17 protein-coding genes are annotated in these 23,101 nt (G+C 54.0%); 13 read left to right on the top strand and 4 right to left on the bottom strand.

The features are described from left to right. Nucleotides 1-47 precede the first annotated feature (47 nt). Entirely contained in the window at nt 48-5,504 is a 5,457-nt protein-coding gene (locus ATHL_RS04100) for a PAS domain S-box protein (protein ID WP_062190065.1), read from the bottom strand. Nucleotides 5,505-5,543: 39 nt separating this feature from the next. After that, nucleotides 5,544-6,209: an SOS response-associated peptidase gene (locus tag ATHL_RS04095; RefSeq protein ID WP_062190063.1), complete on the bottom strand. Its 666-nt coding sequence runs from the start codon at nt 6,207-6,209 to the stop codon at nt 5,544-5,546. 155 nt (nt 6,210-6,364) lie between these two features. On the opposite strand from ATHL_RS04095, the gene ftcD reads away from it, so the two are divergent. Genes ftcD through dcd form a run of 3 tightly spaced genes read left to right on the top strand, consistent with a single transcriptional unit; the run spans nt 6,365 to nt 10,211 of the window. Beyond that, nucleotides 6,365-7,906 (top strand): glutamate formimidoyltransferase, encoded by a 1,542-nt coding sequence (gene ftcD, locus ATHL_RS04090; protein ID WP_084001163.1) that lies wholly within the window; start codon nt 6,365-6,367, stop codon nt 7,904-7,906. A 60-nt stretch (nt 7,907-7,966) separates the two neighbouring features. Then, complete coding sequence (locus ATHL_RS04085; RefSeq protein WP_062190061.1) at nt 7,967-9,625, top strand: CapA family protein; 1,659 nt, start codon at nt 7,967-7,969, stop codon at nt 9,623-9,625. 31 nt (nt 9,626-9,656) lie between these two features. Further along, entirely contained in the window at nt 9,657-10,211 is a 555-nt protein-coding gene (dcd, locus tag ATHL_RS04080; RefSeq protein ID WP_062190059.1) for a dCTP deaminase, read from the top strand. Between the two features lie 38 nt (nt 10,212-10,249). Here the strand turns inward: dcd and ATHL_RS04075 are convergent, their stop codons facing one another. Continuing rightward, on the bottom strand, nt 10,250-10,798 hold the full coding sequence (locus ATHL_RS04075; protein ID WP_062190057.1) for a hypothetical protein: 549 nt from the start codon (nt 10,796-10,798) through the stop codon (nt 10,250-10,252). 269 nt (nt 10,799-11,067) lie between these two features. Here ATHL_RS04075 and ATHL_RS04070 point away from each other — a divergent pair, with 269 nt between their 5' ends. The 10 genes from ATHL_RS04070 to ATHL_RS04025 all read left to right on the top strand — a co-directional run bounded on the left by ATHL_RS04070 (nt 11,068) and on the right by ATHL_RS04025 (nt 21,632). Further along, the gene (locus ATHL_RS04070; protein ID WP_062190055.1) at nt 11,068-12,414 is read left to right on the top strand and encodes a GH1 family beta-glucosidase; all 1,347 of its coding nucleotides are present in this window, start codon (nt 11,068-11,070) and stop codon (nt 12,412-12,414) included. Nucleotides 12,415-12,423: 9 nt separating this feature from the next. After that, a complete protein-coding gene (locus ATHL_RS04065) occupies nt 12,424-13,443 on the top strand; it encodes a Gfo/Idh/MocA family protein (RefSeq protein ID WP_084001161.1) in 1,020 nt (339 codons plus the stop codon). 35 nt (nt 13,444-13,478) lie between these two features. After that, a complete protein-coding gene (locus ATHL_RS04060; RefSeq protein ID WP_062190053.1) occupies nt 13,479-14,207 on the top strand; it encodes a ThuA domain-containing protein in 729 nt (242 codons plus the stop codon). 39 nt (nt 14,208-14,246) lie between these two features. Then, nucleotides 14,247-15,248, top strand: a complete 1,002-nt coding sequence (locus ATHL_RS04055) for a sugar phosphate isomerase/epimerase family protein (RefSeq protein WP_062190051.1) — start codon at nt 14,247-14,249, stop codon at nt 15,246-15,248. 45 nt (nt 15,249-15,293) lie between these two features. Then, complete coding sequence (locus ATHL_RS04050) at nt 15,294-16,484, top strand: Gfo/Idh/MocA family protein (protein ID WP_062190049.1); 1,191 nt, start codon at nt 15,294-15,296, stop codon at nt 16,482-16,484. A 77-nt stretch (nt 16,485-16,561) separates the two neighbouring features. Further along, nucleotides 16,562-17,305, top strand: a complete 744-nt coding sequence (locus ATHL_RS04045; RefSeq protein ID WP_062190047.1) for a sugar phosphate isomerase/epimerase family protein — start codon at nt 16,562-16,564, stop codon at nt 17,303-17,305. Continuing rightward, on the top strand, nt 17,302-17,946 hold the full coding sequence (locus ATHL_RS04040) for a ThuA domain-containing protein (protein ID WP_062190045.1): 645 nt from the start codon (nt 17,302-17,304) through the stop codon (nt 17,944-17,946). The genes ATHL_RS04045 and ATHL_RS04040 overlap by 4 nt, the downstream gene beginning before the upstream one ends. 10 nt (nt 17,947-17,956) lie before the next feature. Beyond that, nucleotides 17,957-19,060 carry a Gfo/Idh/MocA family protein gene (locus ATHL_RS04035; RefSeq protein ID WP_062190043.1) on the top strand — a complete coding sequence of 368 codons (1,104 nt, stop codon included), beginning with the start codon at nt 17,957-17,959 and terminating at the stop codon, nt 19,058-19,060. 160 nt (nt 19,061-19,220) lie between these two features. Then, nucleotides 19,221-19,808 (top strand): TVP38/TMEM64 family protein, encoded by a 588-nt coding sequence (locus ATHL_RS04030; RefSeq protein WP_062190041.1) that lies wholly within the window; start codon nt 19,221-19,223, stop codon nt 19,806-19,808. A gap of 15 nt (nt 19,809-19,823) precedes the next feature. Then, on the top strand, nt 19,824-21,632 hold the full coding sequence (locus tag ATHL_RS04025) for a M3 family oligoendopeptidase (RefSeq protein WP_062190039.1): 1,809 nt from the start codon (nt 19,824-19,826) through the stop codon (nt 21,630-21,632). Between the two features lie 75 nt (nt 21,633-21,707). Here ATHL_RS04025 and yqeC read toward each other — a convergent pair whose 3' ends face one another. After that, nucleotides 21,708-23,066 carry a selenium cofactor biosynthesis protein YqeC gene (gene yqeC, locus ATHL_RS04020; protein WP_084001160.1) on the bottom strand — a complete coding sequence of 453 codons (1,359 nt, stop codon included), beginning with the start codon at nt 23,064-23,066 and terminating at the stop codon, nt 21,708-21,710. Between the last annotated feature and the right edge of the window lie 35 nt (nt 23,067-23,101).

Below are 23,101 nucleotides of genomic sequence, written 5' to 3'. Positions count from 1 at the left end.
ATTCTACCAGACCCTTCCTCTCTGGTCAAGCAATCCGAAGGATAAAATTATATCTTCCTCTCCTTACGCAGCTGAGTGGTCACCATTTCGAATTCCTCCACCAGGCGCGGCAGCACCTTCTGCGCTCCGGCGAGATCACCATTCTTTGCACAAAGCTCCATTTCGTAACAAATTTTTGAGAGTACCAGCGCTCCCAGATTTCCACTGCTGCCCTTGAGGGTATGCGCGGCCTGTCGAACCCCACCCAGATCACCGCTCCGGGTTTTTTCCTCAATTTCCGAGACAAGCACCGCCGCATCCTCAAGATAGATATCAATCAGCTCGGTGAGAAAATCAGGTTCGTCCTCCTCCTGCAATTCACGCAACCCCTGGATCACACTTGGATCAATCGGATTGTAGGAAACAGTTTTCTCGCTTTGCAAACCTGGCAAATTCCCGGTTTTTGTTGACACTGCTTCGCATAATTGGCTCAGAATATTACGGAGGCTATCCAGTGACACTGGCTTACTGATGTAATCATCCATTCCAGCCGCCAAACATGCCTCGCGGTCGCCCTGCATGGCATTGGCCGTCATAGCCACAATGGGAATATGTCGGTGAGTGGCCTCCTCTAAAACCCGAATCCGCCGCGTGGCCTCAAAACCATCCATCACTGGCATCTGGCAGTCCATCAGAATAACAGCGTATCGATCCGGATACAGCTCATACGCTTCCAGGGCCTGCGCTCCGTTGGTGACCAGATCCACCTCGTATCCCAACCTCTTTAACTGCACCGTAGCCAGGCGTTGATTGGCCGGATTGTCTTCTGCAAGCAAGATCACCCCCTCGCCAATCTGTATTACTGTAGATTCAACAGAAGCCACTTCTGCCCGAACTTCCTTTTCAACGGGCTGAGGTACGGCAGGTTTCTGGCCTTGGCCCTCGCCAAATACCTCTACCAGAAGCCCGGTAAAAGCTGATTGTTTGATGGGTTTGAGTAAATAAGCCGCACCCGGGTAAGCTGCCAGACGCTCTGCCTGATCGCGCTTCGAGAACCCCGCCAGGTAGAGGATAAAGACCCGGTTTTGAGGGGCTTGCCGCCGAAAAGTCAAAATTGGCTCTTCGAGATGAAGATTTTCAGAGTCGAGATCACAGATCAAGAAATGAGAGCCTTCGTGGCCATCACCCTCAATTTGTAAGGTTTTTTCCAGAGTCAGATTATCCCAGATCTCAACGATCCTTCCTATTCCCTGGGAACGGAGAAATGCACACAGAATTCGTCGTAAGGCAGGATCCTCAGAAAGTATCAGGCAATGCACCCCTCTCATTCCAGCTTGATATTGCCGGGAGGGTGTAGTCGGCTCGGATGAGGTGTGCAACCCAATCGTAAACTGAAAAACCGAACCGACCCCTTCAACACTTTTTACATCGATTTCTCCCCCCATTAATTCCACCAGGCGCTTTGAGATCACCAATCCCAGGCCGGTTCCGCCATATTTCCGGGTTGTGCTCCCATCTGCCTGAGTAAAGGGAGTAAATAGCCTTCTTCGAGCGACTTCTGAAAGACCAATCCCTGTATCACTTACTTTAAACCGTAAACGGACGTGCCCATCTTCCCGGCTGACCAGGTCAACCCGCACTACCACTTCACCATTCTCGGTGAACTTAACCCCGTTACTGACCAGGTTGGTTAAAATCTGGCGCAACCGGAGCGGATCTCCTATTAATATGGATGGAATCTCTGGCGAAACGTATCCCATCAGCCCGATTTTCTTTTCTTGCGCCGCCTGCGCAAACATTTCCAGCACACCTTCCACCAGTGGAAGGAGCTCAAAAGGAACCATTTCCAGGCTCATCCGGCCAGCTTCAATTTTGGAAAAATCCAGAATATCATTAATAATTCCCAGCAATCCACGGCCCGAATCGCGAATGATACGTACAAAATCACTCTGTTCGTCGTCCAGATGGGTTTCCATCAATAACTCTGCCATCCCAATGACGGCATTCAGGGGTGTGCGGATCTCATGGCTCATCGTCGCCAGGAATTCTGATTTTAAGCGCGATGCCTCCAGGGCCTGGTCTCGGGCTTCGGCCAGTTCCAAGCTCTTCTGTGCAATTTCTTCGTTATAGGCTCTCAATTGAGCGGTGTACCTCTCGCGCTCAAATTCAGAGCCGATCCATTGAGCCATTAACCGGATGAACTCTTTATCTGCCAGCGAGAAGGAACCCTGCCGCGGCTGGCTACTGTAGAAGGCAATCACCCCATAAAGTTCTTTTCCAACCAGAACGGGTGTGCCAATAAACGATTGAATCCGGTTGGATACAAATGCCTCGTGGTCTGCCCAGTCAGAAGATGCCACATTCTCGATGCCAACAGGTTCATTGGCGCGTAAGGTTTCACGGGCAAAAGTACGCTGAATATCAACCCTCTGCTTAATTGCCTCATCATCGGGCGGATAAACATTTCTTAAAAAGACCACATCCCCCTGAACCTGCCCAAGATACCCTCGTTCCATGTCAAAAGTCTGCGTTCCCAGCCTTAATAGATGGTCTAATTTATTTTCCATGGACAACGAGAGGGAGGAAGTGATGTCATAAAGCGAACGCAATGCCTCTTCGTTTCGCCGCAGGATGTACTCCATGCGTTTGTAGGATGTGATATCCACCATCGTACCGGCGATCATTTCACCCTCGCCGCTCACATCGGGCACCAGCCGGATATGCATGTCCAGCCAGACGGTTTTCCCATAAATATTGGAGATGGTGATTGTCTGGTGATATCGGTCCGTTACTTTCTCCCTTAAAATGCGGAACCCGGCCCCCAGTTCCCGAAGCATTCCCTCGGGTACAACCTTCCAGAACGGCAGCCCAATGGCATCTTCTACCTTCAAACCGGTTACTGTCTCCCACGCCGGGTTCAAGAAGGTGAAACGCCCGGTCAGATCAATCTGGAAGATTACATCCCGGGCATTTTCAACCACCAGGCGGTAATGCCCTTCACTCGCTCGCATGGCTTCATTGACCTGAATCCGCTCCCGAGTCATTGCCATGGAGGCAACGGCAACCTGAAGAAGCGCCACTTCCAGAGCATCTCCGGTTATTTTTTCCTCAAAGGAATCAAACAGTATGATCCCCCCAAGCTGGTCTTTGAAAAACATGGGCAGAATGAAAGCCGATCTGAACCCATGCGCTTCCAGGCGCTCCTTCAACGCGGGAGGTAAATCCTCAGTGAGCCTGGCAACAGGTTGCCCTTTTTCCAATTCTGGCAGAATATCCATTAATTCGCCCGAAAGAAGCAAATTTTCCTGCGGCGTGAAAGAAAGATGATCACCAGATGCGCCAGATACCCAGCCTCCCATTCGCCGGAAATAAGGACCTCGATCCGCGCTTTGGAATAGTTCAAACACACTGACCCGGTCAGCCCGGGTTGTTTCGCCAAGCATCGGCAGCACAATATCATACAGACCCGCGCTGTTTTCCAGACTCAACAGATCAAAGAGAACCTGCACCAGAGCCTCAAGATACCGTTTCCGTCGGTCAAGGTCTTCCTCGGCTTGCTGGCGTTTCTCAAGCTCTCTTTGCAAATCGTGATAAAGTGAGGTCACTTCAAACGCCCGGCTGGCTGCAAGGGCCATACTCTGAGCAAGACGTATTTCTTCCGGCGAGAAAACCCTCTCTCTACGGTCTTCCAGCCCCAGCCAGCCGATCACCTCTTCGCGCACGATAAGCGGAACCAGCAACGCCGAACGTGTACCGCGGCTTTCCAGAATCGGACGAAAAGCGCGCGAAAAGGCACTTTCTTCCCCGGGATGAACCTGGTAGGGTTCTGCATGACTCGTAGCCAGTTCAAACAGGCGATCATTCAGCGAAATCACTTTCCCGATGATCGATGGTATGGTTTGCGAAGAATATTCCGCTACGATTTCCAGCGCCGAGCGCGACTCATTCAACAGAGCCAGCGCCGACTGAGGCAACCCCAGGTTCACTGCCAGTTCCCGGCAAACTGTAGCAAAAACCGTGATCGGTTCCAGATTCGAGGTGGTTACGGCAACAATCTGATTGAGTAAGGTGGTTTCTCGTAGTCGATCCTTCAGAGACTGCTCGAGTTGTTTTCTCTCTCGAATATCTCGAAGAAGAACATAAAAGAACCGGTTCCCCTCAATTTGAATCGGACTGAAGCTGACATCAAAGACCTGCCCTCCGCCTTTAAGCCACACCTCGATCGACTGCTCACTGGCATTCTCTTCGGCGACCTTTCCTATTACTGAGCGAACGCGGCTCAGGGTCTCCTCATTCACCATTCCAGAAAGAAGGTCAATCAGGGTGACAGATTCGCTCTGGCTCCGGTTCCAACCAAGCATTCGGGTAAATACTTCATTTCCCTCAAGAATGGTTAGCCCTTGCCCGTCCAGAATAGCGAACCCCTCCCGGGCCTGTTCAAAGAGATGGGTGTAAAGCTCCTGACGATTACGGCTCTCCTGATGTGCCTCTTGTGCCTTCTGGAGAACGGTCTGCAGTGGCTCGTTGAGCGTCTCCAGTTCAATCGGATTCTGTGCCAGCACCTGGATCTGCTCCTGAAGGTTTCCGGCTTCCCTTACCCGGCCTGCGAGAATTTCCAGCGGCCGAAACAGCATATAGTTAGATACGAGCAAATTGGCTAACAGCGCAACTGCTCCGATCAAAATCAAACCATACAGTAAATAACGCGTGGCTACCTGCCCCTCACGATAAACGTCTCGTGCCATCTGGCTGACCAGAAGCCCTGTCAGTTCCCCATCCAGACCTCTGAGAGGGACAATTCCCAGCAAACTGTCCTCACTGGAAGAGTCCAGAAAAAGAGATTGATCTTCCTTCAATTGAGACAGGTACGGTCGTAACTCCTCGGGAAGGCTGGAAATCGGGTAATAAGATATCGTTTCGATTCCGGTCTCCACCCGGAGCGTGTCCAGCACGTTTTCATCCAACGCCCTTCCAAACACCAGAAAACCAGCTGAATCTCCTGTAGCACTGGTTGGGTAGACCTTACGCGCAGTCACAAAATAAGATCGCCCGTCAATCTGAACAAAACTATTCGCTGCACCACTTTCAGAGAGGGTTTTCCAGAACGCGGTTTCTGGCATGAACAATGGTTCTATCACTGCTGTGGCCTGGTTGACCTTTCCTGAGGTGCGATCATAACGCTCGGCAAACAACACCTTACCATCAACCCCCCCCAGAGCTACAAGATCGATCCCCAGGCTGGAATAAACCGCGGGCATAAGGTTCTCTTCGGGAAAAGCAGGGTTTTGCCCTCTCAGGTAGGCATCGGTGCTATCCCAGTAGGCCCAGTCTACCGCCAGGCTTCCTATTTCGCTGTAAATCCGATCCACGCTTTTCACGATCTGGCTGACATCCTTGTAATGGATCGTTCTTTCCAGCTGAGCAAAATGAGCCAGTAGAATATCCTGAGACATGAGAAACACCCCTGCTCCCATTACGAGCAGGGTAATCATGGTCAGCAGGGAAGTTTTAATTTTTACCGACATACCCCATCAATCAACAATCTCATGCCCCCATTCAAGGTGTCACCTCGCCACCGGTAAGATGATCTCCGGTTGATCATTTTCAGGGTGGTTGACTGCCTTCGAAACTTCATAGAAAGTCAACCGGTCAGCTTCCAGGGGTTTAAGGAAAGCCTGAAGCACCTCAGCCTCCCAATCTTCCAGCCAGGCATAACATCGCTCCGGTGGGAGAATCACCGGCATGCGGTTATGAATCGAAGCAATCAACGCATTGGGTTCACAGGTAATGATCGTACAGGTACGCACATCTTCCCCCTCCGGTGAACGCCAGGATTCCCACAGGCCAGCAAAGGCAAAGGGTCGGCCATCTGCCAGTCGAAAATAATACGGCGTGGCCATTTTTCCATCAGCTCGTTTCCACTCGAAGAAACCATCCCCCAGGATCAGGCAGCGGCGGCGCCGAAACGCATTCCGAAAAGCCGGCTTTTCTAACAGGGTCTCTGCCCTGGCATTGATCATCCGATTCCCGATCGTGGGATCTTTAGCCCAGGATGGAATCAATCCCCAGCGCATCCACTCAGCCTGGCGTGCCTGAGCATCTGTCACCACCAGCAGGGACGCCCCCGGCGCAATGTTATATCTGGGAAAGTAGTCCGCCGGTATCGCCGTCAGGTTGAATTCTCGCTGAAGCGTCTCAGCGTCCAGGAACAGAGAAAAACGCCCACACATAGGCCTGTATCCTTCCTGGAGAGATCCTCTCTCCAACGGATGTACACCCATCCTTGATACTATTTTAACACCTCTGGCAACTCCTGCCCTTCAGGAAGCTGGCAGGTTGTGATGTATAATACCCCCATCACCCCTCAGGGAAAGGTGCTCTGCTCATGTCTACCCCACTCGTTGAGTGTATCCCCAATTTCTCTGAAGCTCGCCGCCCCGAAGTCATCGAATCGATCCTTCAGGCTATCACCTCGGTTCCACAGGTCAGCGTCCTCGATCGTCATTCCGACCTGGATCATAACCGCACGGTGATCACGATGATCGGCCCACCTCAGGCCATCAAAGAGGCCGCCTTCCGAGCCATTGAACAGGCAGCCCGATTAATTGACCTTAATCATCATACTGGCGAACACCCGCGTATTGGTGCCACCGATGTCGTTCCTTTCGTGCCTATCCGTGACATTACCATGCAGGAATGCGTTGAAATGGCACGCCGGCTTGGTCAACGCGTGGGAGAAACGCTCCACATCCCCGTTTACCTATACGAAGAAGCGGCTACATCTCCTTCCCGAAAAAACCTGGAGGATATCCGCAGGGGTGAATACGAGGCCCTAAAAGAAGAGATCGCAACCCATCCTGACCGCAAACCCGATTATGGCCCCTCGGCCATCGGCCCTGCCGGGGCAACGGTTATCGGTGCCCGCCAACCCCTCATCGCCTTCAATGTGTACCTCACCACCGGTGATGTAGCCATTGCAAATAAGATTGCCCGCGCTGTGCGGTTCTCTAATGGCGGATTACGCTTTGTTAAAGCCATGGGCGTCCTCGTGGAAGGCCGCGCCCAGGTATCCATGAATTTAACAAACTTCCGCCAGACGCCGGTGCACCGGGTGGTCGAGATGATCCGCCGGGAGGCTGAGCGATACGGGGTAGGCATTCATCACAGTGAGCTGGTTGGGTTAATCCCTCAGGAAGCCCTGATCGATTCGGCTGTCTGGTATTTACAGCTGGATCAATTCGAGCCAGAGCAGGTGCTCGAACACCGCATGGCGCAAATTGCAGACACCCCACCTCCCTCGTCTGCCAGCCAGAGCAGTTTTCTGGATGATCTGGCGCGCGCCACACCCACCCCGGGAGGGGGTTCGGCGGCGGCCTTTAGCGCAGCGGCTGCCGCTGCCCTGGTGGCCATGGTCGCCCGATTGACGGTTGGAAAAAAGAAATACGCTGCCGTAGAAACTCAAATGTGGAGCCTGATTGAGCAGGCAGAGAATCTGCGCCAGCAATTGACGGCTGCCATCGAGGAAGATGCTGCGGCCTTCCAGGCCTATCTGACCGCTAATCGTCTTCCCAAGGACACACCCGAACAGGAGCAGGCCCGCCATCAGGCCCTTCAGGATGCCACCAGGGGAGCTATTCTGGTGCCTCTCAAAGTAGCCCGGCTGGCACTGGAAGTGCTCGGGCTGGCAGTGGAAGCTGCCGGAGCAGGCAATCTGAACGCCATCTCTGATGCTGGAAGCGCAGCAGCACTGGCACGCGCAGCCCTCCATGCCGCCGGATTGAATGTGCGCATCAACTGCAAGAATCTGGATGACCCGGCCAGTGTAAATGCCTTCATCGCTGAAATTCGAACGCTTGAAGAACGGGCCGCCGATCTGGATGAGCAAATGCGCCGCGTCCTGACGGAGCGAGGCGGGCTGGAACTCTGAAATCTTCCCATTCGAAACGGGGACGCGTCTTCGGGGCAACAACTTATGATTCGTGCGCGAATGATCTGCTGCCTCCTCCTTCTGAGCGTGCTCTGGGGTGGGTGCCAACCCTTCCCAACCCCCACAGGCAGTATCTCCCCCTCTGCCCCTGAGCCCACCCTGGTTGAAACACCTGCCTTACTGTCCACTCCCTCTCCATCTGCTCATTCCCTGAGGGTCTCGCCCGGCCTTCCCCCTTCGATCCTTGAGTCCATCCACCTCCCCCCTGGCTGGGAATTGACTTCTTCACCTCAACATGCTGAAATTACCCTCACAGTTTCAACCCTCCACCCGCTTGCTCAATGGGTCTATGTCCTGGTAGCGCCCTTTCCGACCGTTGCTGATCAACTCTCTTTCCAGTCCCTGCTCGACCTCTGGACCGACGGGAGCATCCCTGAAGGTGGCCCCACTACCCTGCTTGTCTCCCCCGAAACCCTCACTCTTCTGGAGGCACTCTGGGGAAAGCCCTCACCCGGTGTCAAAATCATCCCGTCAGGTGAGCTTCTTCAGAGCGCCTGGGATCAGCAGTCAGCCTGGGCCATCCTGCCATTTGAAGAACTCCAGCCACGATGGAAAGTCATCGCCGTCGACGGGCAGAACCCACTGCACAAAGACTTTCGCCCCGATCAATATCCCCTCACTGTGTCTCTTGGGTTTGAGGGTGACTCCGCGCTCATTGGCGAACTCGAACGGTGTTGCGGGGCCGCTTCAGACCAGCCCCTTCTTCCACCGACCAACCGGCCAACCTCAAAAATGGCCACTGTGGTGCTCACCGGTGTGACAGCCCTGGTGAGAGGAACTGCCGCGCTGATGGGACAATTTGGAATGGATTACCCCGCCCGGGACATCCTTCCCTGGCTCCAGCAGGCAGATATTTTGCATATCAGCAACGAAGTTGCCTTCGCAGAAAATTGTCCCAATCCCAACAACTGGCAGGGATTGGCCTTTTGTAGCCAGCCACGCACCATTCAATTATTGGAAGACATCGGCACCGATGTGATTGACCTGGCAGGCGATCACTTTGCGGACTGGGGTAAACCGGCCATGCTATACACCCTGCAACTCTACCGCCAGCGCGGATGGCAGGTTTACGGCGGAGGAGAAAATGAATCCCTCGCCCAGCGCCCGGCCCTCTTCGAGGTTAACGGCAACCGAATCGCCTTTCTGGGATGCAATGCCAAGGAAAAAGCCTATGCCACCGCCGGGCCAGACTCTCCAGGGGCTATCCATTGCGACTGGAACTGGCTCGAGCCAGCGATTCTTGACGTCAAAGCCAAAGGCTATCTCCCCATCATAACCTTCCAGCACCAGGAATATTACGAATATAAAGCCAGGCCAGCTCTGCAGGAAGATTTTCGGCGCGCTGCCCGGGCCGGAGCGGTGATCGTCAGCGGAAGCCAGGCTCATCAGCCACAGGCCATGGAATTTGCAGGCGACGCCTTCCTGCATTACGGGTTAGGAAACCTGTTTTTTGACCAGGTATACAGCCAGCAGGGCACTGATCAGGCATTCATCGACCGATACGTGTTTTTTGACGGGCGACTGATAAGCATCGAGATCCTCACCATTCGATTCGTCGATTACGCCCGCTCCCGCCCCATGACTCCGGCAGAAAGAGCTTCTCTCTTGCAAACAATCTTTGCTGCCAGCGGGTGGGTGCGCGATTCTCAGGTAAAATAAACCGAATTCTTGAAAGATAAGGGGCTGTTTTATGGGCATTAAACCTGATCACTGGATACGAAAAATGGCGCTGGAGCAACGAATGATCGAGCCGTTCGTCGATCACCAGGTACGGGACGGGGTCATCTCCTTCGGGGTCTCCTCATACGGTTATGATATTCGCGTCGCAGATGAATTCAAAATCTTTACCAATGTATATTCCGCTGTAGTGGATCCGAAGAAGTTTGACCCCGCCTCCATGGTTGATTTCAAAGGCCCAATATGCGTCATTCCCCCCAACTCGTTCGCGCTGGCCCGCACGGTGGAGTATTTCCGCATTCCTCGCGGCGTACTCACGCTTTGTGTGGGCAAGTCCACGTATGCCCGATGCGGCATCATTGTTAATGTGACCCCCTTCGAGCCAGAATGGGAAGGATTCGTTACCCTGGAGATCTCTAACACTACGCCCCTTCCAGCCAAAATTTACGCCAATGAGGGAATCGCCCAGGTGTTGTTCTTCGAAGGGGATGAAGAATGCGAATTATCCTACGCCGATAAAAAAGGGAAATATCAGTACCAGCAATCCATCGAATTACCAAAAATTTAACCCCCTTTTTTGCTGATCCCTTTCTCCGGGTTCACCTGTTAAGGCATGTGAACCCGGTTCGATTCCCGTGAGATCTTCTGAGGTCGGCGGCCAATCCACTCACGCCATACAGCGGACAAATAGACATAACACACCACAACCAGGATGATTCCAGTGACCCCCGCCCAGGGGAACGTTCCCTCAGTAAAAGTCTCTTTAAACCGCCAGAGTGGGGTAAGGTAGGCCACAAGGGGAACCACCAGCACCGGAGCTGCCAGGGTAGAAAAAGCCGGACGGTTTCCCAGCCGGGTAATGGACACCAGAAGGATGAAAGAGAACGTTAATACAAACCACAGCCCAAGGATGAAAATTCCATGTGCCCACCGCACCGGACGATCCTCTCGATAAAAGAAAACGAATAAAAACCCCAGGCTCACCAGAATCAGAACAGGCACAGAAGACAACCCGAGCAATATCAGACGAACGCGTTTCTCCCCAACAAGCTTGAAGAGGCCGCTCCAGTTTTCTCTGAACTGATCCAGGCTTTTTCCCAGAAGGAACAGGCCGAAAAGGCTGAACACACAAAGCCCGACTGGTAAATACCCCATGGTAGAAGGTCCTTTCTGGTTCTCCCCGGTTGATTATACCGCTCTTGCCAGACATAACCCGTTTACCATCTCAGAGATGCGGCGGGGTATTCTTCGGAAGAGAGGGATCCCGTTCACCCGAAAACCCCACCCCCACGACCCTGCTCGCATCTACGTGAAATTCCACAAGTCATCTCGCCAAATCATACTATAATGATGATGAGGTAACGGTCTTTATCAATTGCAGACTTTATCATACCCAAGGCTCAATCATTGTTAAGGAGGATTGTATGCTCATCAGGCAATTCCCGGAAGGATTTCTCTGGGGAGCCTCCACCGCTGCTTACCAGATTGAAGGCGCCTGGAACGCCGACGGAAAAGGCGAAAGTATTTGGGATCATTTCAGCCATCAGCCCTATCGCATTGAAAATGGAGATACAGGCGATGTCGCCTGTGACCATTACCATCGCGCGCCTGAAGATGTGGCCTTGATGAAGCAGCTCGGTCTGCGTGCCTATCGGTTCTCCCTTGCCTGGACGCGAATATTGCCTGCAGGTCGGGGAACGGTAAATTCAAAAGGGCTGGATTTTTACGATCGCCTGCTTGATGAATTGCATAAGGCTGGTATTCAGGCGAACGTTACCCTGAACCATTGGGATTTACCCCAGGCTCTTCAGGATCTTGGCGGTTGGGCCAATCGGGATTGCACCGACTGGTTTGCCGATTACGCCCGTATCGTATTTGATCGCTTTGGGGACCGTGTTGCACTCTGGGCTACCCATAACGAACCTGCGGTGGTCGCGTCTGGCTACGCTCAAGGGGTAATGGCACCCGGGCTGGCCGACGCTTCACAGGCGTACCGGGTGGTTCATCATTTGAATCTGGCACATGGAAAGGCTGTGCAGGTCTTCCGTCAGGGCAATTACCGCGGGAAAATCGGCATCGTCCTTGACCTTCAGAACTTCATTCCTGCCTCCGATTCAGAAGCCGACCATCTGGCCGCACAGCGCGTCACCGAAAATGCCCACGACCTTTATCTGGGACCCATTTTCCGGGGACGTTACCCGGCCTACCTTTCCGAATGGTTAGGCGCACTGGCGCCTCAACCCCAGCCTGGCGACCTTGAGCTCATCCATCAACCGATTGATTTTCTGGGAGTGAATCATTATTTCACCGCGCTTGTAAGCCACCATCCACATGGAGGGTTGTTAAAATCTACCATGAGCATGAAAACCCTGCCTATGTGGGGGCAGACGGAGGTCGGTTGGGGCGTGTATCCTGCCGGTCTGACCGCCATGCTTCACAAAGCGCATCAGTTTGCCGGAGGGTTGCCGATATATATTACCGAGAACGGATGCGCCGCACACGATGAACCCGATTCTGATGGCTTTGTGAAAGATTACGAGCGAATTGCATACCTTCGCCTTCATCTGATCGCCGCCCATGATGCCCTTCAGGCGGGAGTCAACCTTCAGGGGTATTTCATCTGGAGCTTAATGGATAATTTCGAATGGGCTTCGGGATACCGACCGCGCTTTGGTATTGTGCGGGTTGACTACGCCACCCAGAAACGTATCCCCAAGTTGAGCGCTCACTGGTATGCCGGAGTGATTCAGGCCAATGCAGTCACTCTATAGGAGCTGATCATGAGCCGAACACGCGTTGCCATCATCGGCGCAGGTGGCATGGCTCGCCATCATCTGCGTCAGATGCTCAAACAAACCGAAACCACCGAGATTGTGGCCCTTTGTGAGCCTTCGGAAGAGCAAGCTCGCCTCTCCGCGGCAATTTTTACGGTAAACGGGCAAAACCCACCCCCCAACCAGCCCGATCTGGAAAAATTGCTGGTCACTTATCAGCCAGATACCGCCTTCATCATTACCCCTCATGCTTATCACTATGAGCAGGCGAAAGCCTGCCTTGAAGCCGGGGTCGACGTTTTACTCGAAAAACCCATGGTCATGAATGCCGATGAAGCCCGTTCGCTGATCGAAGTGCGCAATCGCACCGGGCGCTTACTGGTGGTGGCTTTTCCGGGTAGCCTTTCACCGCAAATTCGCCGGGCACATGACCTGCTCCATAATGGAACAGTGGGAGAATTGCTATCCATCAGCGCTACTGTCTGGCAAAATTGGGGGCCTGGAACCGCCGGTACCTGGCGCCAGCAACCCGCCATCTCTGGGGGTGGGTTCCTGTTCGATACCGGCGCTCACATGTTGAACACCGTGGTCGACCTCGCCGGAGAAGAGTTCAGCGAAGTCTGTGCCTTCCTGGACAACTACGGACGCCCGGTCGAAACCCTGGGGGTGGTCATCGGCAGGTTAAAATCGGGCGGGTTGGTCTCATTACATGGATGTGGAGAGGCCATTCCTTCCTGCAGTTCTACAATTTATGTATTTACCCGGCAGGCCATCCTGCGCACTGGCATCTGGGGCGAATATCTGGAGATTCAGAAAGCTGGCAGGCAGACCTTTCGAAAGATCCCTGTGCCTGCCAGCTTGGGCGTCTGGGAGCAATTCCTTGCCGTGCGGAGCGGAGCCATGGCCAACCCCTGCCCCCCAGAAGTAGGTCTGCGCATGGCCTTGCTCTACGATGCAATCAGAGAATCAGCCGCACAGGGTGGAAAGCCCGTGCGCTGTGGTACCATGGAACCTCTCACTCCATAAATCATTAATCTACAGTTCAATCCAAGGAGCTAACTATGTCATCTACCCTACGAGTAACTGTCTGGAACGAAGGTCGTCACGAAAAGACCCACGAAGAAGTGCGCCGGGTTTATCCTCACGGCATTCACACAGTACTGGCCGAAGCCTTCCGGGGAGCCGGATTTGAGGCCCGCACTGCCACCCTCGATGAGCCTGAACATGGTCTGACCGAAAAAGTTTTAGCCGAAACAGATGTACTCACCTGGTGGGGGCACATGGCGCATCAGGATGTCAGCGATGAGATTGTCAATCGCGTGGCCAAACGCGTCCTGGAAGGTATGGGATTAATCGTTTTGCATTCCGGGCACATGTCCAAACCATTCCTCAAACTCATGGGGACGACCGGAGCACTGAAATGGCGCGAAGCCGGAGAAAAAGAACGACTGTGGGTTGTTGATCCCTCTCATCCCATCGTGGCTGGCTTACCGGAGTATTTTGAACTCCCTCATGAAGAAATGTACGGAGAATTCTTCGACGTGCCGGCTCCTGATCAGCTCGTTCTCGTGAGCTGGTTCCAGGGTGGCGAAGTGTTCCGCTCCGGTTGTTGCTGGAACCGCGGCCTGGGGAAAATTTTCTACTTCCGTCCCGGCCACGAGACCTTCCCCACCTACTACCAGAAGGAAGTTCAACAGGTTCTCATTAATGCTGTCCGATGGGCTGCACCAGGTGACCTGCCGAAAATTACCTTCTGGCATAAACCCGAACCTCTGGAGAAACTTGGGTAAAGCGTTCAGTCTCAGTTCTGGTTGATAAGGAGTATACCTATGGGCCGACCTGTCACTCTATTCACCGGCCAGTGGGCCGACTTGCCGTTTGAAACCATCTGCGCCAAAGCGAAGAGCTTTGGCTATGATGGTATCGAAATCGCCTGCTGGGGCGATCATCTGGACGTTGAAAAGGTATTGAGCAGTGATGCTTATTTGCGTTCCCGCCGCGACATCCTTGAAAAACACGGCCTGCAATGCTTTGCCATCAGTAACCACCTGGTTGGGCAGGCCGTCTGTGACCGCATCGATGAACGGCACCAAAGCATCCTTCCGCCGCGCGTCTGGGGTGATGGAAAGGAAGACGGCGTCCGCCGCCGCGCCGCAGAGGAAATGAAAATGACCGCCCGGGCGGCAGCCAAACTGGGCGTGAAGGTGGTACCCGGGTTTACCGGTTCGTCCATCTGGCCGTATCTTTATTCCTTCCCACCCAACCCGCCAGACCTGGTGGAAAAGGGTTTTGCCTTCTTTGCTGAAATGTGGAACCCTATCCTGGATGTGTTTGACGAGGTGGGGGTGCGTTTTGCCCTGGAAGCCCACCCCACAGAAATTGCCTTTGATATCGCCTCAGCGGAAATGGCTGTTCAGGCAGTCAAGGGCCGTCCGGCTTTCGGGTTTAACTATGATCCAAGCCACTTTGGATATCAGGGCGTGGATTATATAGCCTTCATCACCCGCTTTGGTGACCGCATCTACCATGTTCACATGAAAGACGTCTACTGGTCTGACCACCCGACCGAGGCAGGAGTGTTTGGAGGACATTTGAATTTTGGTGATCGACGTCGTTTTTGGGATTTTCGCTCTTTAGGCCGGGGGCGCATTAACTTTGAGGAGATCATCCGCGCCCTTAATGCCATCCATTACCAGGGGCCGCTTTCGGTCGAATGGGAGGATGGAGGCATGGACCGCGAGTTTGGCGCCAAAGAAGCCTGCGCGTTTGTTCGGCGAATTGACTTCGCCCCCTCGGCCATTGCTTTTGATGCGGCCTTCGAGCGGAAGTAAGCCCATTCAGTACCGGTGTAATTCTCTTTCTTGAGGAGGAAAACCATGCCTGATGAAGTTGGTTTTATCACTATGGCCGGAGCCAAAGCCACCGGCGAGGCGCCTGAAATTGGGGTAGGGATGATGGGCTATGCCTTTATGGGCAAGGCTCATACCAATGCCTTTAAGAAACTCCCCTACATGGTCTACCCCCCGCCTGCCATACCTAAACTCATCGCCATTGCGGGGCGTAATGAAGAATCGGTCAAAGAAGCCGCAAAACGCTACGGCTACGCTACTTATTACACCGACTGGAAACAACTGATCAGCGATGATCGCATCCAGCTCTTCGATAACGGCGGGCCTAATGATGCTCACGCCGAGCCATGCATTGCGGCCGCCAGAGCCGGGAAGCACATCTTATGCGAAAAGCCTCTGGCGCGCAATGCTAAAGAAGCCGCTGAGATGCTCGAAGCCGTAGAAAAAGCTGGTGTCGTGCACATGGTGGCGCACAACTATCGTTTTGTACCAGCCATTCGCCTGGCGCGTAACCTGATCGAGTCGGGAAAACTCGGTCAAATCTACCACTTCCGTGCAGTATACCTGCAGGAATGGATTATGGATCCCGATTTTCCCTTTGTCTGGAGGTTGGACAGGAAAGTCTCCGGGTCAGGGGCGTTGGGGGACCTCGGTTCACACATCATTGACCTGGCCCGCTTCCTGGTGGGCGAACCCCGCAAAGTTTCGGCAATGGCAAAAACCTTCATCAAGCAGCGCCCATTGCCAGGTGGCGGTTCCGCCGAAGTCACCGTGGATGATGCTTTCGTTTCGCTGGTCGAATTTGAAAACGGCGCAGTCGGCACACTGGAGGCTTCACGCTTCTGTGCCGGTCGGAAAAACCACCAGGTACTGGAAATCAATGGCGCCAATGGCTCCATCGTCTTTGACCTGGAACGGCTCAACGAGTTACAGGTCTTCTGGAAAGATGAACAGCCCCGTGAAACCCAGGGTTTCCACAATGTGCTGGTCAGTGAGTCCTATCATCCCTTCTGGGAGCACTGGTGGCCTCAGGGGCATATCATCGGCTGGGAGCACACTTTCGTTCACGAAATCGCCCACCTGCTGGATGCCATCGTCAACAAGAAAACAATCGCCCCCTACGGCGCCGACTTTCTCGACGGCTATAAGAATGCAGTCATCTGCGATGCCATCTTAGAATCGGCAGAAAAAGAGAAGACGATTACCATTCGTTATTAACCCTTGCCCTCTCACCGGGGGGCAGATGCCCCCCGGTGAGAGGGATTAACCTTCGTTTACCTAAGAGGAACCCATCTATGCGCCCCAAAATGGCATTGCAATTGTACACGTTACGTGATCTTACCAGCCATGACTTTGAAGGTGTGGTAAGAAAAGTAGCCGCCATGGGTTATGAGGGAGTTGAAACGGCGGGCTTTGGCAATAGCACCCCCAACGCCGCCAGACACCTTCTGGACTCCCTCGGCCTGGAAGTGGTCGGTTTGCATGCCCCCATGCCGCTCGGAGAGCATCAACACGAAGTGATCGATAACGCCCTTCTTTTCGGTTGCCGTTATCTGGTCACGCCTCACATCGGGCGTGAGGATGTCAAAGATATGGATGCCATCCGAAAGTTATGTGATCGCTTAAATCAGAGCCAGGAAGTGGCCAGAGCGCATGGGATGACTCTGGCCATTCACAATCACTGGTGGGAATATGCCCGAATGGATGACAGGCTCATCGCCGATATTATGATCGACTTGCTTGATCCGGCGATTCTTTTTGAGCTGGATACATACTGGATCAAAGTCGCCGGGGTCGATCCGGCAGAACGTGTACGCCAGCTGGGCAAACGTGCCCCCCTGCTTCACATCAAGGATGGCCCCGGGGTTCGTGATGAACCCCAGACTGCCCTGGGGGAGGGCATCATGGATTTCGCTTCCATTCGGGATGCCGGAAGCTCTGCTACCGAATGGTGGATTATGGAAGCTGACCGGGTCAATGGCGACCCGCTCGAAGCTGTTGAGAAAAGTATTCATTTTATGAAAGGTCTTCTGCAATGAAAAAAGTCCTCTTCGTCTGGGGTGGCTGGGAGGGACATGAACCCAGACAATGCGTCGAAATTTTCGCTCCCATTCTTGCCAGTGAAGGCTTTGAGGTAGAGATCAGCGATACGCTTGATGCCTATCTTCAACGAGAAAATTTATTATCCAAAGACCTGATCGTGCAGGTCTGGACGATGGGAAAAATTAGCGCGGAACAACTGAAAGGCCTGCAGGAGGCAGTCGCCAGCGGGGTTGGCCTGGCTGGCTGGCACGGAGGCCTGGGGGATTCCTTCCGCGAAAGCACCGATTATCAGTTTATGATCGGCGGTCAGTGGGTTGCGCACCCCGGAGGAGTGATTGACTATACCGTCCAAATCACAGACCACATCGATCCGATTACAGCAGGGCTGAAAGACTTTGCCATGCATTCCGAACAATATTACATGCACGTCGATCCGTCAAACCATGTGCTGGCAACGACCACCTTCAATGACCAGTTTCACCCCTGGATTTCCGGAACTGTCATGCCGGTGGCCTGGAAGCGCCTCTGGGGAAAAGGCAAAGTATTCTACTGTTCACTGGGACATGTAGCCAGCGATTTCAACGTTCCCGAAGCGCGTGAAATCGTCCGCCGGGGCATGCTGTGGGCATCGCGGTAGAGGTGAATCTATGAAAAAGGTAAAAATCGGCATCGTTGGCTGTGGAAACATTAGCGGGATTTATCTGGAACAGAGCCAGACCTTCGATATTCTGGAACCGGTTGCCTGCGCTGATTTGATCCCGGAGCGCGCCCAGGCGCAGGCTCAGAAATACCACATTCCCCGTGCACTGACTGTGGAAGAATTGCTGGCTGACCCAGAGATCGAGATTGTAGTTAATCTGACCATTCCCAAAGCCCATGCCTCAGTGGCACTGGCGGCTTTAGAGGCCGGGAAATCCGTTTACAACGAGAAACCCCTGGCGATCACCCGCGAGGAAGGGCAGAAAATCCTGTCCCTGGCCAGAGAAAAGGGATTGCTGGTAGGCGCCGCTCCCGATACTTTCCTGGGAGCTGGGATTCAGACCTGTGTTCATCTGATCAACCGGGGAGAAATTGGTGAGCCGGTGGCCGCAACTGCGTTTATGATGTGCCACGGGCATGAAAGCTGGCATCCTGACCCTGAGTTTTATTACAAAGTGGGCGGCGGCCCGCTCTTTGACATGGGCCCCTATTACCTGACTGCCCTCATTTCCATGCTTGGGCCGGTCAGGCGTGTCAGCGGCTCAGCCAGGATCAGCTTCCCCACCCGCACGATTACCAGCCAGCCCAAAGCTGGCACCGTAATCACCGTGGACACCCCCACCCATCTCTCGGCCACACTCGATTTCCATAACGGCGCGGTAGTCACCCTGGTCACCAGTTTTGATGTCTGGGCACATCACCTGCCCAACATCGAGGTGCACGGCGCCAGCGGCTCTCTTACTGTACCCGACCCCAACGGATTCGGTGGGCAGGTCCAGATCTGGAAACCCGAGAAGCGCCAATGGGAAAATGTTCCCCTCTTGAATTTACGCTCTCAAAACAGCCGCAGCATCGGTGTGGCTGATATGGCGTATGCGTTGCGCACCGGGCGGCCCCACCGGGCCAACGGCCAGATGGCTTACCATGTTCTGGACGTAATGCATGCCGTGTTAGATGCTTCTCGTGAAAACCGGGCAATTCTGATTGAATCCACCTGCGAAAGGCCCGCTCCTCTGCCAGCTGACCTGCCACCCGGCCAGCTGGACGCGTAGTGCTTTCACCTTTCGATTGATCTCATCATCCAGTGCAGGGAACTGCCTCTCAAGGCGAAACCCTGCACTGGAGCATTCTCAGCCAGAGTTCTGTCATTCTCGCTTATAATTGGCTTTATGCAGTCCTTACCGGTATCAACACACAGGCGGGTAGAAACACGTGATTGAAAACAATGAAATTCAACGCCTGGAAGGCAGGGGAAGATACAAAGTTATCCGTAACCTGGTGTTCAGCCTGTTGATCATGGCGGCACTGGCCTTTCTGGTCTCAAAAGATTTCACAAAAATCCAGGATTATATCCAGCAGCATGCCATAAGCGGCCTGTTTGTAGCCTTTCTGGTATATGGAATTCTGGGAGCATCTCTGATTCCCTCAGAACCCCTCACCGTGCTCATTGGCGCTCTCTTCGGTCCATGGATTGCCACCCTGGTGGCTACCTTTGGGAATATTCTTGCCGCCCTGGTGGAATATTACATTGGAAGAAAAGTGGGACATGCAACAGGGTTCATCGAAAACAAGCACAAATTACCTCTTGGCCTTGGGAAACTCCCGGTAGATTCCCCGCTCTTTCTCATCCTCGGACGCATGGTTCCCGGCGCCGGACCCAAACTGGTGAGCTTTTTAGGCGGTGTCTATCATGTGCCGCTGGGGCGCTACCTGTGGACAACCGCCATTCCCACCGCCCTGGGGGCAGCTATTTTTGCCTTCGGTGGCTTCGGCCTTGCCAGCCTATTTCAAACCCATTAATTCAAGGAGATCAGCATGACATCACCCCATCAACCTCCTCGCTGGAATGTTTCCAACATTTTTCCCGGCCTGGAATCTCAAGAATTGAGTCAGGCCATGGCTCAGGCAAACGAACAGGTGCAGGCTCTTGCGGCCATGATCCAGGCCCTGCCTGCCGATCCCGCCCGGACCCCCTCAGCCACCCTGGCGGAAGTCACAGGACAGGTCATTGAGAAAGCCAATGCCACTTTTGAGCTAACGGGCACCATCCAGGCATATCTCTATGCATTTGTCAGCACCGATTCTTTCAATCAACAGGCAATGCGCCTGACTTCTCAATTTGAAAAGACCCAGGTGATCGGGCAGAATGCCATCACACAGTTTGCCCTCTGGGTGCGCGCCCTTGGCGAACGGCTGGAAGAAATCATTCCACTCAACCCCGTTCTTGAAAGCCACCGGTTCTTCTTGCAGGAAACCTATCGGCAGAGCCGTTATCTCATGCCGCCCGAAATGGAAGCCCTGGCTACCGAGCTTTCTCTCAGCGGTTCCAACGCCTGGTCGAAATTACAGGGCACCGTTACCTCACAGAAAACCGTGGAGTTTGAGCTGGACGGCAAAATCCAAACCCTTCCCATGCCCGCTCTGATCAACCTCCACTCCCACCCCGACGAATCCGTTCGCCGCAGGGCGTACGAAGCTGAAATGGAAGCCTGGAAGAGCATCGAAGCGCCACTGGCGGCGGCGATGAATGGAGTGAAAGGATGGGCAATTACCCTCAATAAACGCCGTGGGCGCGAAGATGCCCTGCATGGGGCAATCGACGCTGCCCGGATCGACCGGGCCACACTTGAGGCAATGCTCTCAGCCATGGCCGATTCCTTCCCCGTCTTTCGGCGATATTTCAGGGCCAAAGCCGCCCGCCTGGGTAAAGAAAAGCTTGCCTGGTGGGATCTTTTTGCCCCCATGGGTAAAACAGATCGCACCTACACCTTCGAAGATGCCCGTTCTTTCATCCTCACCAACTTCTCGCAGTTTTCTCCCGATCTTGAAGCCTTTGCGCGCCGGGCATTCGATCAGAGCTGGATCGACGCAGAACAACGGCCCGGTAAACGCGGCGGGGCGTTCTGCATGGCTATCCCTGGTGTCAAAGAGTCGCGTGTCCTGTGCAATTTTGATGGCTCGCTCGATCAGGTCTCTACCATTGCCCATGAACTGGGGCATGCCTACCACAATGAATGCCTTTTCCGCGCAGGAAAAACCATTTTACAAAGCGAACTGCCCATGACCCTGGCTGAAACCGCCTCCATTCTCTGCGAGACGATTGTGGTGGATGCCGCCCTTAAACAGGCCGCCAGCCCTCAGGAAGAGCTTTCCATTCTGGAAACTTCTCTCATCAGCGATTCCCAGGTTATCGTGGATATTTACTCACGCTATCTTTTTGAGAAAGAAGTTTTCGAACGGCGCGAAAAAGCTGAACTCAGCCCTGATGAATTGTGTGAGATCATGGAACGCGCTCAAAAAGCAACCTATGGCGATGGGCTGGATGAACGCTATCTCCACAAATATATGTGGACATGGAAACCCCATTACTACTTTACCGATATCTCTTTCTATAACTTTCCTTATGCCTTCGGGTTGCTCTTCGGCGTCGGGTTGTATGCCATTTACCGCCAGCGCGGAGCAGATTTCATCCCGGATTACCAGAACCTGCTGGCTTCCACTGGAGAAGCCTCTGCCGCCGACCTGGCCAAACGCTTTGGGATCGATATCCGCCAGCGATCCTTCTGGGAAAACAGCCTCGCTATCATTGGAGAGCGGATCGAGCGGTACATAGCCATTAAGTAGAGAAGGCCTCCCTTTTTTAGAACCAAACCGCAGGGGTTGAAGCCCTTGCGGTTTTTTCTTTTCCACACCCCAGGATTACCCCATGGGCTGATATTTTTGATAATCATCCAGGGTGTCAATATCAATCAGCAGGCGCTCATCCTCCCATTCTACAAAAGTGGGAGGCCACCGATCCATCACCTGTCGCCCACCGGCCTTTCCCGTCAACGCACCAAGATCTGAAAAAGTCCGCCGATCAAAGAGCACCGGGTTTGTCCTCTGGCCCTTTACCCGCGGCGCAATCACTGCTTCAAGGGTAGTGGCGTGCCGGTGAACAAGCGCCTGAATGACATCCTGATTGACAAAGGGCTGATCGGCCAGTAAGAAGATCGCTCCACCACAACGATCTTCCTTCAATAATTCACGCACCCCGGCGCTGACTGAGGTGCCCTGTCCATCCTGCCAGCGATCATTTCTTACGATCTTAACCGGCAAACCCTGCAATGCCCCGGCCACCTCGCCTGAATACGCCCCACAGACCACAATTACGGGATCAAGCCCCGCATGCAGGGCAGATTCTACAGCTCTCCGCACCAGAGGCACACCTTCCCAGGGCAATAATTGCTTTGGCTTTCCCAACCGTTCACCGGCCCCTGCCGCCAGCACCACCCCGGCCACTGGCCGGTGAAACGATACAATCTCAGCCGGTCGGCCATCCGCGCCAGCCCCATGCAAAGACGCTACCACTACCCCATCAAATGCTCCGAGCAACCGTCTAACCAGTCCATTAAGTTCTGCGGCCCCCATGGTAAAAGCGTCTCTCTGGTTCAGCAACACCAGCTTTCCAGCACCTGCCGGAATGTTTTTCCGCCCGCCTTCAGGGTGCACCAGAACCCTGGCCAGCGCCGCCTCATGGATGGGTTCACCCGGTTGAAGGTTCGCCAGCCGACCAAAATCCTCAGGCCGATACACCCAGGCATCCGTGAGAGGTTTGCCCAGCCCGCTCAGCCCGGCCACCACCATGACCACATCCGCTTCTTCGGGGATAGGTGGCTCCCAGGCAGCCGGTGCTTTAAGCGGTAGTCCGCGTGCCCCATCTGCTTCAACCAGAAATGGCACCTTCCATTGAACCGCCAGGCCCAATACCTGCTGGAAAACCTCGCCAGAGAGGCCCCGGGTACGTTCCTTCTCCCCTACCGGGCCGGTAATCAGGGTTAGCCCGTCAGGTAATGCGTGCTTGAACGCAGGAACGTCTTCCACCTGTGCTGCAAAGTATACCCGATCGGCCAGAGAACACTGCGCCAGTGCAAGATGCGCGGTATTGCTGAGGATCACCCCTCCGCTAAGAGCACGCCCCAGCCGAAACATCGCTGAGGTTTTTCCACCTGCACCACAAAGGGCAATACAGCGTTTCGTACGCAATGAAAGGGCTTCAACGATGAGAGCGAGATCCATAGTGTCATTATACCGACCATCGAACCTGAATTGAA

Origin of the sequence: Anaerolinea thermolimosa (genome assembly GCF_001050195.2) — a bacterium.
GTDB classification, from domain to species: domain Bacteria; phylum Chloroflexota; class Anaerolineae; order Anaerolineales; family Anaerolineaceae; genus Anaerolinea; species Anaerolinea thermolimosa.
Note: the sequence above shows the minus strand (reverse complement) of the source record. Positions and strands in the feature narration are given on the sequence as shown.

Excerpts from the sequence above, each read along its gene's own strand:
- ATHL_RS04035 (WP_062190043.1), top strand. The coding sequence starts at position 17,957 with ATGAAAAAGGTAAAAATCGGCATCGTTGGCTGTGGAAACATTAGCGGG.
- ATHL_RS04075 (WP_062190057.1), bottom strand. The coding sequence starts at position 10,798 with ATGGGGTATTTACCAGTCGGGCTTTGTGTGTTCAGCCTTTTCGGCCTG.
- ATHL_RS04050 (WP_062190049.1), top strand. The coding sequence starts at position 15,294 with ATGCCTGATGAAGTTGGTTTTATCACTATGGCCGGAGCCAAAGCCACC.
- dcd (WP_062190059.1), top strand. The coding sequence starts at position 9,657 with ATGGGCATTAAACCTGATCACTGGATACGAAAAATGGCGCTGGAGCAA.
- ATHL_RS04100 (WP_062190065.1), bottom strand. The coding sequence starts at position 5,504 with ATGTCGGTAAAAATTAAAACTTCCCTGCTGACCATGATTACCCTGCTC.
- ATHL_RS04070 (WP_062190055.1), top strand. The coding sequence starts at position 11,068 with ATGCTCATCAGGCAATTCCCGGAAGGATTTCTCTGGGGAGCCTCCACC.
- ATHL_RS04040 (WP_062190045.1), top strand. The coding sequence starts at position 17,302 with ATGAAAAAAGTCCTCTTCGTCTGGGGTGGCTGGGAGGGACATGAACCC.
- ATHL_RS04085 (WP_062190061.1), top strand. The coding sequence starts at position 7,967 with ATGATCTGCTGCCTCCTCCTTCTGAGCGTGCTCTGGGGTGGGTGCCAA.
- ATHL_RS04055 (WP_062190051.1), top strand. The coding sequence starts at position 14,247 with ATGGGCCGACCTGTCACTCTATTCACCGGCCAGTGGGCCGACTTGCCG.
- ATHL_RS04095 (WP_062190063.1), bottom strand. The coding sequence starts at position 6,209 with ATGTGTGGGCGTTTTTCTCTGTTCCTGGACGCTGAGACGCTTCAGCGA.
- ATHL_RS04060 (WP_062190053.1), top strand. The coding sequence starts at position 13,479 with ATGTCATCTACCCTACGAGTAACTGTCTGGAACGAAGGTCGTCACGAA.
- ftcD (WP_084001163.1), top strand. The coding sequence starts at position 6,365 with ATGTCTACCCCACTCGTTGAGTGTATCCCCAATTTCTCTGAAGCTCGC.
- ATHL_RS04065 (WP_084001161.1), top strand. The coding sequence starts at position 12,424 with ATGAGCCGAACACGCGTTGCCATCATCGGCGCAGGTGGCATGGCTCGC.
- yqeC (WP_084001160.1), bottom strand. The coding sequence starts at position 23,066 with ATGGATCTCGCTCTCATCGTTGAAGCCCTTTCATTGCGTACGAAACGC.
- ATHL_RS04025 (WP_062190039.1), top strand. The coding sequence starts at position 19,824 with ATGACATCACCCCATCAACCTCCTCGCTGGAATGTTTCCAACATTTTT.
- ATHL_RS04045 (WP_062190047.1), top strand. The coding sequence starts at position 16,562 with ATGCGCCCCAAAATGGCATTGCAATTGTACACGTTACGTGATCTTACC.